Raw genomic sequence first — 13,825 nt, forward strand, 5'->3', positions numbered from 1 at the left:
ACATGCGTAAAAGGAACGACATAGATAAGATCTTTTTACTTCTGTTCATGCTGATGAGTATTATTTCGAGTTGTCAGGAATCAAAAATGAGCGAAAAAAAATACATATGGAGTGGGGCTCTTGTCGCGCCCAGAGAATACCCGGTGGAAATATATGATGGGGCTTTGATTAGTGAAGATTATACCTACCGTTTTGGTCCGATCTATGGAATTATACAGCAAGGCTGGAGCGTACAGTCTAAGGGAATGGGATCACCGGATGAGCCCGTAGCGCTTCCGGACGAACTGCAGATGACCTGGTATGCTATTCAGGAGGAAAAATTCTATACTGGAAAATGGAAGCTGGATAAACAGCAGCTTACCACCATCTGGGAAGAAGGAGCGATAGACGTCCGCACACAAAAAAAAGATGATTTTAAGACTTTGATTGTTGGCCTTGCTCCAGAAGGGAGACTGGCTCTTTGGGCGGACGGGCAGCGGCAGGTACTGTTAGCTACCTTTCAGGCGCATGACACCACCATAACGCCAGAAACTGTACACGAGGATTTCGAACACTTCTTTCGGAAGGAATATCGCGACGCAGCCTATAAACCTCAAAAATTATATGGTGATGAACTGTATGCCACTTTGGAAGGCCAGGGTTGGCCAAAGCCACAGCTGTATATGGAATATAATAAAAAATATGCATGGAAATTTGCTGTAGAGGGCATTAAATTAGGCCCTAAAGATTATTTTTTTTATCAGTGCTTCAATGGAGAAAGGGATATGCCTTTGAACACCGACAGTGCGAATACGAATCTGCCGAAAGCCATTCCGGAGCATGTGTATGTGAAATGGGCAGATGGGGATAAGCAGTATGGAGTGGCTGACGTAAAATTTAAGTATGAGATCCTCAAAAAAGCATTTGAGGAATTTGAGCCAACGGAAAAGATCGACTTGCTGTTTGAGATAGATCCTTCGGCTAATGTATTGAATACCTATTTGCGCTCATCTTCTAAAAAGATAAAAATTGTAGGCTACGAACCGGCATTGGTCCGGGTCGATAATTAGATCGTATGGCAAACGTTGAATTTAAGGAATATAATCCACCGCCAAGGAATACGCCTAAGCAATACAGCGTGACGATTGATATATTTTTTGACGGCACAAAAAATAACAAAAACAATACAGATGCGCGCCGGACGGGGCATAGTTCCTTCGCCAAATATGGAAAGTCAGACGATGAGTCCAGCTACCAGAATGACTGGTCTAATGTAGCGCGGCTTTGGGAGAATTGTACCAATGCCAACCGGCTCTACATTGAGGGAATAGGAACCACCGACCGCCAAAAGGATTCGACTATGGGCTATGCGTTTGGTTCGGGTTTTACGGGTATCCGTTTTAAGGTGCGTAAAGGTTGTGAACAGTCCGCTGATATCATCAAAAGAGTGTTCGAAGAAAATGCGGGTAAAGTGCTTCGGCAGATTATTTTTAATGTGTACGGCTTTAGCCGCGGTGCGGCGGCAGCCCGCAATTTTGTCTACGAGATCGGCAAGGCAGCCTATAAGGGCCGAAAGGTAGAGGCCGAGGGAATAACGGCTTATTACGACGGTGATAATATGCCTGCCCGCGAGGAAATGCCTGCAGGAGGGCACCTTGGCTATGCCTTGAAGCTTAAAGGGATTAATTTAAACCCTGCTCATGTGATTGTTAATTTCCTCGGTATTTTTGATACGGTTGCTTCCTATTCTGAACTTCCGATACCGCGCTTTTCTAACGATATCGCAGAACTCAATCTCAATACGCTCGGAAAGGCACAACATGTGGTGCATTTTACGGCCCGCGATGAGATGCGGGAGAACTTCTCGCTTACGCGTACGCCGAAAGGAATTGAAAAGGATCTGCCAGGAGTGCACTCCGATATCGGTGGAAGCTACCTCAGTGGGCCAGAAATCAAACAGGAGATTGAGACGGCCATGTTAAGAGGTACATTGGAGCGACTGCGCGATAGATTGATTGCCGACGGTTGGTATAAGCCCGGTGAATTGACTATTACCGATGGCTGGTACTGGGCATTGCGGGGTGAGAAACGTATGGTTCACAAAGAATATAGCTTTATACCGCTACATTTTATGGGACAGTTTGGTAAAGACAACAATGCCGCGTTGGACCGTGGCAAAATGGAGGCTAAATATTCAATCAGCGGACATGCGGTACTGCAGAGCACAAAGTCCAAATTGAGTGCTTATGTCTTTAACGGCGCAGCTTATCCGTACGGTGGCAAACAGTTAACAAGTGCTAATTTGAATGAACTAAAAGCGCTACGTTATGGTTATTTCCATCGATCGGCGCGTAGAGAAGGTATCGGAATGGATCCAAATAACAACTGGCAACGGGTGGAGTTAAAATAGAAACGTTATATCATTTTTTGAAATCCAGGAGAGGAGGTAATATGGCAATTTTAAAACAAGCAACGAATATTAAAATAAATGTGCAAGCAAAATATAACTTACAGGTTACTGGGAAGGTACAGAAGCTCGCTGATAAGCTCAATGCGGAAGCGCGTGAAGGAAATTTGATATTGGCGAGTAATAAAGTGGTACATGGAAGAGGAAATAAAGAAGTTTAAATGTGATGTTTTTTAAAGTGTATGTTTAATAAGAACGGAAGTATTTTTTTTCAGGAAGGGCAGACCGCTACCAACACGCCTAAGGTTAACACGAATAAACCGCTATCGACAACGATATTATCGTCTTTAAACTGGCGGATAGGGCTCACATTAAATTATGGAGTGAGGTTAACTTTCGGAAGAGAGGGCAATGAAACAGAATTAAAATATACATGCAGCGTTAGGCGACTTAACAATGGAAGTGAAGGTAATTTCGTATTCGCTTTAGATCGAACGAGTGATGTTTATATCAATGAAATTGTACCAGATCTTATAGCCGACAAACTGGCGTTCGAAGCTGGCAAAGTGTTTTACCCGCTGCATCTTTCTGTTGCTCCATCCGGCGAGTTACATGGGGTTGCAAATGCAGAAACTATTCGACAGCGTTGGCCTGACGTAAAAGAAGGACTACGAAATTATTTTTATGGGGAATTTTTTGAAGAATACCTACAGAAAATGGATAATCTTTTGTTGGAAGAGCATAACATATTTTCTGCTCTGAGTCGAACAGATTGGTTGCTAAACGTTTTCTTTCAGCCTTTTTATCAGCAGTCCGCGAATGGATCCAAAGATCGACTGCAATTTTTTCCAAACCTTCCTACGCGTGCCATGGGGTACCAGGTCGTTGAGAAAATTATGCCTGAGCTGAACCACTTTGGCGCTATTGAGCTAATGCAACATGGTCTACTTGAACTGAACGATGATTTTGGCGTAGATGGTACGGGAAGTAGCGAGGCACTTTATATTTTTCATCCTCAGACATGTGCCTTATTGGGAGTAGACGGAAATTGGGATGCAAGCGTGGAAGGCGCTCGGGGGACCGTAGGTATGAAGATATTTTACCTAGCCCAAGATGGAGAAGATTTTGTACACGATTATACGGTCACGAAAGATAGACATGATAACATCGATACGACTTCGTCAAAAAACCAACATACTGCTAATTTAAGTGATGCGAACGAACAAAAGGATGTATGGGCGAAACTATTTAATCTTTAAAAGATGGCAGAAAAACATGTAGTTGTCCAAGGAGCGCAATGTATGTGCAACTTTGGTACTGCACCAGATAAGTTGAAGGTGCTCACTAATGATAAAGATTTTGCGAATGATAGTCAAGGAAGTAAAAAGCGAATTGCTACGACAAAAGATACGGGAACTACATTTGAAAAGAACATGTTTGGCTCATGTTCGAAAATGAATAATAAACCTTGTAGTGCAACAGTGCAAAGTTGGTCTGGGTTTTATCCTGATACGATCTTGTCTAATGGCGGAAAAGTTTTGTTAGAGGATAGCAAAGCTACCTGCCCAACCGGTGGAACAGACTGTATCCGGATTATTCACCACGGTCAGCAAGCGGAGCCATCGCAAAGCAACCGGAACAATAGTTCCAGGGAAGTGCAAAGCCAGCTAAATCCGATGGCAAATATGATCGATGAGAAAGAAGCTTTTGACGGTATTGATGTCTCAACACGATAGATTATGGCAAAGGGTGTTAAGAAAATAAAGTGGTCGGGCGAGGGACCTGTTTACAATGGGAAAAGAGGATCTGTCCCGAACTCCTTACTCGTGATTGGTCCAGGGGAATATGTATGGTTTCAGGTTGGGGAGTGGTATCCAGATACGACTGAAGCGGATAAGAAAAAGGACTTGAGATGGGCTGTACAGAATAAAGAAGGAAAGATAGCCTACCAAAAGACGCTGGGATGGAATTATCGGTATGGTTTTCGAATTTCCCGAAAACTATGTGGTCCTTATACCTTCTATGTGGAAGCATCCTGGACTGGAAACTTTGATGGAAAGGCTGGATTAAGCTTGCGCGGAGAAACTCCGGCACGTATTGTGGATAGCCGTTGGACAAAGCTTGAAGGCGGAGAGGATGTACGCAAAACCTATCATTTCTCATACGGTGAACTGGTATGGCTGCGTCTTTTTACGGAGGGGCTTAATGGCTATAACAATGTCGAGGTTCGTGTTTTTAGACGCTTGAGATCGGCATTTGGTCTTCTTCCAAAGGATGATGAAGTGACCCGTAAGATTTATTACTGCCAGGTTATTAACGGTGAAATTAACCTTAAAATCCCAAATACCTATTCGTGGGGAAGGACTATGAAGGATAAAGCAGCGGTAGAGGAGTTCTACGTTAGGGTAGTGCATCCTGTGACTAAAGCTTATATTGCCGACACGGGATTAAATGGCGATACAGCACACGCCCGATTCCTAAGGATCAAGAATGAAGAGGTTTCTCAGGTTATTGAAACTCCGCAAAATAGAGTGCCTGTAACGATTTATGAACCAGATAAGAATGCGGCAAGGTTTGAACCGTGTAAATTTGAACAGATCAAAATCACTGAAGCTGGGAAATCGGCAATCACTGTATTTGATCACGGTGGTGGGGTTGCCAATAAATCCAATCCAAGAGAACGGGTGGTGCAGTCTATCTATTTTGAAATAGGAAAAACAGCGTTGACCCCCGAAAGCCTGAAGAAGATGAACACCATTCTTCAGTTTATACTGGAGCACAATGGATCTTCTATTCGTTTGGATGGTTATGCCTGTGTTATCGGTAAGCAGATTGACAATCAGGTGCTTTCCGAGAACAGGTCAAAGACTGTCAAAGAATTTTTTCTTAAGGGTAAACTGGAAGCTAGCCGGATTAAAACTGTTGTGGGGCACGGTGAACTTAAGCCTACGGATGACAAACAAGGTCGCGACAACATCAAATACAAAGATGAACAAGATTATATCAACAATCGGCGGGTGGACATTTCCTTTGAATATTACGGACATAACGCTGATACAATAGTTTATGAGACAATTTTGGGAAGCAAGCCAACGACGATTACAGTTGAGCCTGTCAATTTCGATACAAAGGCTTGTTTTAGTAAACCGGCGCATAAAAAAGAAATTAAATTTTCAAATCCCAATATTCCGAGTGGGAAAGGGGGCAGCATCCCTGCAATATCGCGCTTGTCAGAAACCAATCCTGTTCCGCTAAACTACATTTGGCCAATGTATTGTGTTACTAATAAAAATTCTTTTAGTTCGGCAAACGACTATATTGTTCATTTTCATTCGTGTCGATATTTTTCAGTGGAGAATAATCCTCCCGTTAAAATTAGGGTATATCCTGATATTAAGTGGGAGTTCCATTTTCAATTAAATTTAAGTAATGAATTGAGTGTCAAGTGGCAAAAATTATCTCCTGAACAAGATCGCGAGATGAAGAGTAAAGCTGGAAAAATTGGTGCAGAAAAAAGGTGGAAGCAAACTGAAATTGATTTTGGAGTCTTGCTTCAGGCGGACTGGAATAAAAGCGGAGAAAATTATAGCAGCCATTTTGATGCTACGTTCCAGCATGAGGCCAAAATAAAGCAATTGTATAATATTTTTGGGACACTTAAAGACTTTGCGAAAGGTGTAACAGATACCACTAAGGGTACAATTACTAGAACGCGTTTGGGTAAAATTTTACCTTTCACAATTACTATAAACCCTCCAAATTTTTGTTTTGGAGCTATTTGGAAATTGTCCAAGGTAGAGTCGGGAAAAATTGGTACGGATTTGCATTTGTATTTTAAAGCTGAGCCGTTAATTGGAGCAACTATTAATATTGACCTTCTTAGCCTTGCTGCTACTGCCGCTGGTACCGCTGTTGGAAACCCCCAAGCTGGGAAGATACTTAACGATGTAAGAGACTGGATTCGAAAAGATCGGCCGGGAATAAAGGCGGATATGTATATTGACTTAGTAATTACTGGCACGATTCTGGGCGAAGCAAACATAAATTTCAATACAGAATCTAAAGATAAAAAACTGGACGCTTCGATTGGAACTCGGCTTAAAGTCGAATTAAAGGCAGGTTTGGAGATTGAAGGAAAATATGTATTAGTCGGTGTACAAGCCTATTTAAAAGGACAAATCAAGGCTTCTGGTGTTGCGTCCGTTATATTTGCACATAAAGTCAATTATGATAATAGGGGGCTTTTTTATAGGCCAAACCTCGTGTTTGAAGGAATGAAAGTAACTTTCGTTATTAAGGCTGACGTTGGGATAGGATTTGAAAGAGATATGGAAAATACGTCAAAGAATATTAGTTTGGCAGACTTCGAAAGAAATGCGACACTCTTTCCGCCATTTGATGTTATCGAAAATTTAGAAAAGTATGCTGGAGTGAGTGCAAATATTCCACTTTTTGTTAATGATTAAATTATTTTAAATATGAATGCAATGTTTTTAGGATTTTCTGGACTGTTAGTTTTATTATCTTGTACACCTTCTGCTAATCACCCTAAAGTGAATACAGATAAAGCGGAAAAAATTGAAGCACCCCATGCTAATAGTTTGGTCGTTAAAAAAATAGATTTGAGTAGCATAGCCTTATCTGAAAAATTTGGAAAGATTGAAGATTCAGATGGGTCAATTTTGAAATCAAATGGAAAGAAATATGAAACGATGAGTGGATTAACTGCGATTGGGTATAATGCAACTAAAATATTTTCATTTGGAAGTCTAATTTTGAGTTCTTCTGATCATCCAACAGAGGTAATATTTCATTTGGAAGATGGAACTTCTATTTTGAAATTTATCGAAGTTAAACTAACGGATGAAAGTCTTGAACAGGCTTTCTTAGATGAATTAGATAAGCGTTTCGGAAAACCAAATTTCGCACAAAATGCTAAAAAGGAAAATGGAATGGGGGTTGATGAAAAAGGCAATGCAATCTCTTCAGATAATATCCCCGAGCAAAAATTTATGGTTTGGGAAAAAAATGGAGATAGAAAGAATTATTATGTTTCACAAAATCGCGCTGAAGGGCAGAAAGTGCTTGAGCTAACTATTCTAGATCCAAATGAAAAATTTGGAAAACAATATATGAGTGTGCGTTCCTTAGATTGGTATAAATAGTGGACTATAACCGATAAATATGGATAAAAATTATTATATGTTGGATTTCAGTGCTGGAGGCTGTCAGATTGATATTCGAATTAATGATATTCCTGTAGTAAATTTTGAAATCGAAGGACAGGCTTCGACGGTAGTTCCCATAAATTATGCTATCCCATCATCAGGTAAACAGTTAATAACAGGCCGGATTCTTCCATTAAGTGGTCAAGAAAGAATTCATAAGAATGCATTTGTTGATTTTCAAGTTAAATGTATGGACGCGGAGAATAACTTTGTTTTAAAAAAGGATTTTGAAAAATATTCTATTTCCCATCGTGAAGATTCAGGTGAGGATTTTCCTGTGTATTTGATGGACTATTTTGATGGAGATGTTCCTTATGAATTTATTGGTTGGAAAAATGGTATTTCAATAAATGATATTGAAGACGTATTTCCTAAACTGCTGCAGGCTTATAATAAGTTGGCTGAGGCAATACAAAATAAAGATTATCGCTATTTTATTGACACATTTCGAAATAGGGAGCGAATTATGAACACAGCTATGTATCTGGGGCCAACTGATTCTATGGTTAGATTGGAGCACTACATCGAAAAGTTTGAATCTGGATTTAATGATGTAAAGATTTCGGAGAATGTATTAATGCAAGTTGTTGGCGGAAATAGGGCGGTATGCCTAAAGAAAAGAAATGCAGACCATGCGCTATCCGTACGTAACCTAGAGTTAAACAGGGAGATTGTATTGGATTTAATGTTCAATATGCCAGAAGGAAAAACCGAATTTCAATTAGTTTAACTGTTAATAGAATGTTGAGTAACCGTCAAAAAATAATTGGATTCTTATCTAGTATATTTTATGATATGATAAATGGGAAAAGGCTTAAAATGTATTTATTGGTGCTATTTTGTGTGTTTGTACTTACCGCATGTAACGCTCAAAATAGAAATGATTTATTGTCCATGCACTTTGATCAACCTATAACTGAATTGATCGGTGCACATAAATTAGAACAGTTCCAAGATCCGAATTATGGGATTTATACCTATAAAACAGATCAATAGGATGGTTTTAAAATTGCAGACATAGATCTTTCAACCTACAAGTATCCAAATGGTCCAGTAGCAGATTTTAATAGAATACAAATATATGTAGACAGTCGAACGTCCAAGAATTACTTAGGCTTCAGGTATACGACAGTAAAACAGCATGAGATTCAGGAATTGATTGCCTCTCTTAAAAAAAATTATCCTGAATTTGAACAAAGAAAAGATTCTGCAGGGGACGTTTATCTGTGGGACTTAAAGTCGCTGAATGCCTGGCTGTTTTACTATCCGAATCATTCTGTTGATAGTAATGGTAAAGATTTTCTGAATTCTAATTTCCTGTATGTGAAGAAAGGGACTCGTCTGGACGACTCAAAAGACAGTTCAATCCCTACGATCTGGCAACAGATAGATGGCTTATATCCTAAAGATTAGAAGGTATGCAAAAACCATATTACAGCCTGGATTTTGGAGCGACGACGTGCAAATTTCAAATTAAGGTAAATAATTTTGAGGTTTTTATGTTGAATATCGACGGTAATGTTGCATCTGAAATACCGCTAAATGGTGGGATATTTGGGAGCGGCGAACAGCAGCTTGAAGTACGTCTAGATGGTAACTCCGCCATGGTTTTGGAGAATAAAAAACACAGGAAGAACTTATTATTGACCTTTGGCTATGTGAAAATACATATAAAACGTTGAGTATTTTTTAGTGGTCAATTTCTGGTAGTTTAAAATTATGGGTAAAAATTATTATAGCACTAATTTTAGTTTTTCTATGTTGCTTACCATCATGCTGGAACTATCTTGTGTCGGTACTGGTGAGAAAATTACCCACCCACCAATTACCGAATCAAATCCGACGACTGTTTCGGTGGGTAATGCCTTGTCCGTCAAAGAAAAGATGATCAAGCATTTTCCGAAACAGCCTTTATACTACATTTACATCGATCACGAGCAGTGTTTTTTCGAGATCCTTGTGAATGATATCCCAGCATTTCAATATTTTCAGGATGGTGGTATTATGTCGCCCATAACTTTGAATAATTATATAGCTAAATCCGGAAAACAGAAAATAACTTATCGTCTTTACCCGCAGACGGAACGTGAACATGGCGAAGGGTTTCAACAATTGACACCGTTTACCCGATTTAATTTGACACTTTTCTCGAGAGATAATATGGATACAGTTGCTGGTTTCGATCATCAAGTTCAGTTACTAGACCATCCTAATTTAAAAAAAGAAGATGGTAAAACCTTTATAGGAGCAGGTTTGCCATACTATGAGTATACAGTTACTTTCGATGCTTCAGTACCGTATGAAGTCCCCGCGCTAGCTAACGCAACGGATTTAAGGAAATTACCGAAAGATGTGCTTGAAGAGAAAACACTTGAAGCTTATAACTATTTTAGGGATTTGATAGCAAATAAAAATAAAGATGTCTATAGTGCACTAGTTTTTAATAGTGATGTGAGGCAGATTGTAAGCTTATATCAGGATGAAAATGATATCCGTGAAGGTGGGAATGAAGATATGTTTTATTTTGACAATCCTACTTTTAAAGTCGAGCCTATAAAGGATTTTACCTTAAAACTTTATGGAGATGGGAAGCTCGTTTGCCTGGAGCATAGTTCATTGGACTTACGCCTCCGGGGTGGTTCTGCGATTTGGGGTAAGTATAAAGGAGATACAGGTGGTACCTTTGCGCGTTTTTTAAGCCTGTATTTATACATCCCTAAAGGAAAAGACTCCTTTGAAATTTGGTAAAGAAAAATAGGTAGACGTAATGGATATGTTAAGGGAAGGATTCAAATTAGGTGATGTAATCTTTTCGACCTATAAATATCTAAAAATTTTCGACTGCAGAGTCTTTAATCACGGTGCTAAAAAAGGATAAGTGATGGAAAATTCTAATAATAAACGATGAAACCAGGTTTTGAACAGAATACAGACAAGGACAATGGAATGGGGGTTGACGAAAATGGAAACGCAATCTCTAGCGCTAATTATCCCAAGCAAAACTTTATGGTTTGGGAAAAGAGCGACAATAAAAAAAGTTATTTTGTTTTACAGCACAGCGACGTTGGAGCGAAAGTGACGGAACTGACTATTTTAGATCCAGATGAAAAATTTGCAAAACAATTTATAAGTGTGCGATCCTTTGATTGGTATAATAACCATTATTAATGCAAATATAGCGATAGCAAATACTAAACTAATTTGATTTTACGAATACACCTTAGAATTTGATGCCAACGTACCCTACGAACAATCGCCATCGCTCGAAACAGCTGTTGACTTAAAATCTATGGATAAAGAACTATTGGAAAAGAAGACAGTGGAGGCCTACCGCTATTTGGGAAAATTAATAAGCGATAAAAACAAGGATCAGTACTTTTCACTGGTGTTCAATAGTGATATGCGGCAATTACAGTCAGCGTACTATACATCCGAGCATTTGAAAGAAAATGGTAATGATGATTTATTCTATTTTAATACTCCATCTTTTAAGATTGAGCCATTAGCGGATTATGCGATGAAAATCTATGGAAATGGAAAGCTGGTATGTTTGGAGCATACCTCAATGGATACAAGACTTCAGGGAAGGTCTTCCATCTGGGGAAAATATAATGCCGAAGAGGGTGGGGTACGTGTGCGCTTTCTGCGGATACTACTTTATCTACCGAAAGGAAAAGATACATTTGAAATTTGGTAAAGGAAATAGGTAGGCGTAACCCTTTTAAAACACTTTACTAAAGAGGCAATGAAAACTAGTAAGGCAGTTAATACGTTATCTAATTAATATAAACTTAATATTGAATTAAGAGTAATTGCCTGTCAAAGAGTTATAAACATAGCTGATAGCAAATGTAAAATCTTATTATAAATAGATTGTTGAAAATGAGTGTTTTATTGCGCATTTTTTTCATTAGCTCATATAGAATGCGTACAGCGACACGCTTGATGAAACGAAAGTAAACCCTAGCGCTGTCACGATAATCTGATTAAACCCAATAGTTTAAAGATTTGTGGCCTGTTTTTTGCTTTTTATGATCAGGTGTAATTTAACTATCGTGCTAGTTTGAATATTCCTTTGGAAAAGATGGTCTTATCATTAAGATTATCTTATGCTCGTATAGTTTTAGTAATTATCAAAATTGTGAAGTAATGTGATTTTAGAATAAATTGTAATCCATGAAGCCTATAAACCAAAAAGAGATAAATGCGGCATACCGCAAATTTATCATTTCATTCACCTTCCTACTGCTGATAGCATTATCAAGCTTATTTCTCTATTTAAAAGCTTCTGAAAAAGAATATGTGATCTTAAAAGAGCAATATGAAGAAGTGGAAAATTTAATGAACGCCCGCACGGATATCAATAGACAATTTGCGCAGATCAATCAATATTTCAGAGATATTGGTCAAGGGGATGCCGATATGTCTGCCGTAGCACGAAAGCGGGTGCTCCAAAATGAAATTGCAAAAGGATCGGGACATATCGGAAGAGTCATTGATGGCCTGAAAGTGGATAGCAGCAGAGCAAGCCTAAAGCTTTATCGCAGATTGAATAAAGATATCCTATTGGTATCGCGCCTACAGGATTCTTTATTTTCCACTAAAAACGTCATTGAAAGCAAACGAATGCAGCTTCAAAGTTGTATTACCATGAATAATCAGATTAACAAAGTTGTAAACCAAGGTTCTATAGTAGGAAGATAAGGTATGATTAAACTAAGCTTAGTCGAACGACGTGAACATTTTTTGCTGCTGCTGGCCGCGTTTGTATTGGCAATGACATTATTGGGGTACGTTTTATTTTACAGCGACGGTCCGCGATTTGCCATCTCTAAAGAAGATCTTGCCCTCCGTATACGTGACGATCAAAAGTTTGAGGAATCAGCTAATTTGGCTTTAAAATATGTTGATAGCGCTTCGGCGCAGATAAAAAGATTTGATCCGACCGTACAGGCCGTTTTTATTGAAAATGATATTAAAAAGACCTTCTCGGACATTAATGCTTTGTACGCACAAAATAGCTTCGATAGTCGATATAGTATTTTTGCACAAGGGGCATTGTTTTACGAGAATTATTACGTCGACAGGCGGGAGTTGAAAGGTAATCTCAATGATATCGAGCGCATTTCCAAAAATCTCGACGACTGCATTGTGAACCGGAAACAATTGCAGCAAACGATCAATATGATGAATTCACGCTAATTGCAAATTTTGAAAGTCATTTTTTAATTAATCAATTGTAACTAAATGGATAGGAATTTTATTGAAGAGGGCGACGAAAGGAATGTCTCAAAGAGCAACCCTCGTATTTACTTGTTTATCATTATCTTTTTGGTCGTCGCTCTTTTAGCAGGGTTGATTTATTTCTTCAAGGTCTATACGCGATCGGAAGAGAAGATTAGCGCCAAAATTAATAAAACTGAAATCTACCTAAATGAAGATCTGATTTATGCCGACAACACCAATGGCGCTAAAAAATGGCTCTGGGAATTTGGAAACGGCGATAAGTCGACAAAGCAGCAAGGTACTTACCGCTTTAATAAGGTTGGGTCTTATGTGGTCAGACTTACAGTGAATGAGAATTTGCGTGAACAGTTTTTCGTTTCGGTAAAAGACAGTGTGGTGCATTCGATTGCACAGGATACCACATTGTTTATCAGTGGTTCTACAAACGGTATCGTGCTCGAAGAGATCCGTTTGGAAGCAAATGGCCCTGGTGAAATATTCGAATGGTGGTTTGGTGAAACCGGAAAGGTGGATGCAATCGGTAAATCGGCTTTGTATACCTATACGAAACCTGGTGTTTATCAGGTGCGGCTGCGCTCGGATAAAAGTTCGAAATTTGCTACACACAACATCCGTATTGTTGACCCAGCAGCAGACATTAATCAGCTGGTGACCCCGGGCAAAGGAGCGCAGGATGCTCTTAACGATCTAAAAGAAAAAATTCAGGATATCGCCAATGGAGCCGATTTTAATTCAAAATATAGTTACATCTTATCGAAATACCTCTGTGGGGACGAAAAAGTGAAAGTGAATGTCGAAATGGATGGGCAGAAAAAGCAGATGGATATTTACGCGTATCTGATGGGACTCACTTTTTCAAAAGGGGTTACTATCAATGAAGTCACAGTGGAAAGCGCTTCGACGCCAAACGCTACAAAAGAATGTCCTACTTTAATTAAAGTTAAACAATCAAAATAAAGCCAAG

17 protein-coding genes are annotated in these 13,825 nt (G+C 39.1%); all 17 read left to right on the forward strand.

Features of this window, described 5'->3' with window-relative positions; genetic code table 11:
• The first annotated feature begins 86 nt into the window (after window positions 1-86).
• Entirely contained in the window at window positions 87-1,049 is a 963-nt protein-coding gene (locus B2W36_RS16070) for a DUF2931 family protein (RefSeq protein WP_293888700.1), read from the forward strand.
• Window positions 1,050-1,054: 5 nt separating this feature from the next.
• Complete coding sequence (locus tag B2W36_RS16075) at window positions 1,055-2,389, forward strand: T6SS phospholipase effector Tle1-like catalytic domain-containing protein (protein WP_293880472.1); 1,335 nt, start codon at window positions 1,055-1,057, stop codon at window positions 2,387-2,389.
• A 41-nt stretch (window positions 2,390-2,430) separates the two neighbouring features.
• On the forward strand, window positions 2,431-2,607 hold the full coding sequence (locus tag B2W36_RS16080; protein ID WP_293888702.1) for a hypothetical protein: 177 nt from the start codon (window positions 2,431-2,433) through the stop codon (window positions 2,605-2,607).
• Between the two features lie 21 nt (window positions 2,608-2,628).
• The gene (locus B2W36_RS16085; RefSeq protein ID WP_293888704.1) at window positions 2,629-3,645 is read left to right on the forward strand and encodes a hypothetical protein; all 1,017 of its coding nucleotides are present in this window, start codon (window positions 2,629-2,631) and stop codon (window positions 3,643-3,645) included.
• A 3-nt stretch (window positions 3,646-3,648) separates the two neighbouring features.
• Window positions 3,649-4,122: a DUF4280 domain-containing protein gene (locus B2W36_RS16090; protein WP_293888706.1), complete on the forward strand. Its 474-nt coding sequence runs from the start codon at window positions 3,649-3,651 to the stop codon at window positions 4,120-4,122.
• Between the two features lie 3 nt (window positions 4,123-4,125).
• On the forward strand, window positions 4,126-6,852 hold the full coding sequence (locus B2W36_RS16095) for an OmpA family protein (protein ID WP_293888708.1): 2,727 nt from the start codon (window positions 4,126-4,128) through the stop codon (window positions 6,850-6,852).
• A gap of 12 nt (window positions 6,853-6,864) precedes the next feature.
• Window positions 6,865-7,551, forward strand: coding sequence for a hypothetical protein (locus B2W36_RS16100; RefSeq protein WP_293888709.1), 687 nt, complete (start codon window positions 6,865-6,867; stop codon window positions 7,549-7,551).
• Window positions 7,552-7,570: 19 nt separating this feature from the next.
• Window positions 7,571-8,344, forward strand: coding sequence for a hypothetical protein (locus tag B2W36_RS16105; RefSeq protein ID WP_293888710.1), 774 nt, complete (start codon window positions 7,571-7,573; stop codon window positions 8,342-8,344).
• A gap of 11 nt (window positions 8,345-8,355) precedes the next feature.
• A complete protein-coding gene (locus tag B2W36_RS16110) occupies window positions 8,356-8,610 on the forward strand; it encodes a hypothetical protein (RefSeq protein WP_293888712.1) in 255 nt (84 codons plus the stop codon).
• A 159-nt stretch (window positions 8,611-8,769) separates the two neighbouring features.
• Window positions 8,770-9,027, forward strand: coding sequence for a hypothetical protein (locus B2W36_RS16115; protein ID WP_293888714.1), 258 nt, complete (start codon window positions 8,770-8,772; stop codon window positions 9,025-9,027).
• A 5-nt stretch (window positions 9,028-9,032) separates the two neighbouring features.
• On the forward strand, window positions 9,033-9,296 hold the full coding sequence (locus B2W36_RS16120) for a hypothetical protein (RefSeq protein ID WP_293888716.1): 264 nt from the start codon (window positions 9,033-9,035) through the stop codon (window positions 9,294-9,296).
• Window positions 9,297-9,333: 37 nt separating this feature from the next.
• Window positions 9,334-10,362: a hypothetical protein gene (locus B2W36_RS16125; protein WP_293888718.1), complete on the forward strand. Its 1,029-nt coding sequence runs from the start codon at window positions 9,334-9,336 to the stop codon at window positions 10,360-10,362.
• Between the two features lie 156 nt (window positions 10,363-10,518).
• A complete protein-coding gene (locus B2W36_RS16130; RefSeq protein ID WP_293888720.1) occupies window positions 10,519-10,782 on the forward strand; it encodes a hypothetical protein in 264 nt (87 codons plus the stop codon).
• 121 nt (window positions 10,783-10,903) lie between these two features.
• A complete protein-coding gene (locus tag B2W36_RS16135) occupies window positions 10,904-11,311 on the forward strand; it encodes a hypothetical protein (protein WP_293880452.1) in 408 nt (135 codons plus the stop codon).
• Between the two features lie 479 nt (window positions 11,312-11,790).
• A complete protein-coding gene (locus B2W36_RS16140) occupies window positions 11,791-12,318 on the forward strand; it encodes a hypothetical protein (protein ID WP_293880450.1) in 528 nt (175 codons plus the stop codon).
• 3 nt (window positions 12,319-12,321) lie between these two features.
• Window positions 12,322-12,816 (forward strand): type VI secretion system TssO, encoded by a 495-nt coding sequence (tssO, locus tag B2W36_RS16145; protein WP_209579778.1) that lies wholly within the window; start codon window positions 12,322-12,324, stop codon window positions 12,814-12,816.
• Window positions 12,817-12,861: 45 nt separating this feature from the next.
• Window positions 12,862-13,818 carry a PKD domain-containing protein gene (locus tag B2W36_RS16150; RefSeq protein ID WP_293880446.1) on the forward strand — a complete coding sequence of 319 codons (957 nt, stop codon included), beginning with the start codon at window positions 12,862-12,864 and terminating at the stop codon, window positions 13,816-13,818.
• Window positions 13,819-13,825: the final 7 nt, after the last annotated feature.

Origin of the sequence: Sphingobacterium sp. UBA3549 (assembly GCF_002376635.1) — a bacterium.
Taxonomy (GTDB): domain Bacteria; phylum Bacteroidota; class Bacteroidia; order Sphingobacteriales; family Sphingobacteriaceae; genus Sphingobacterium.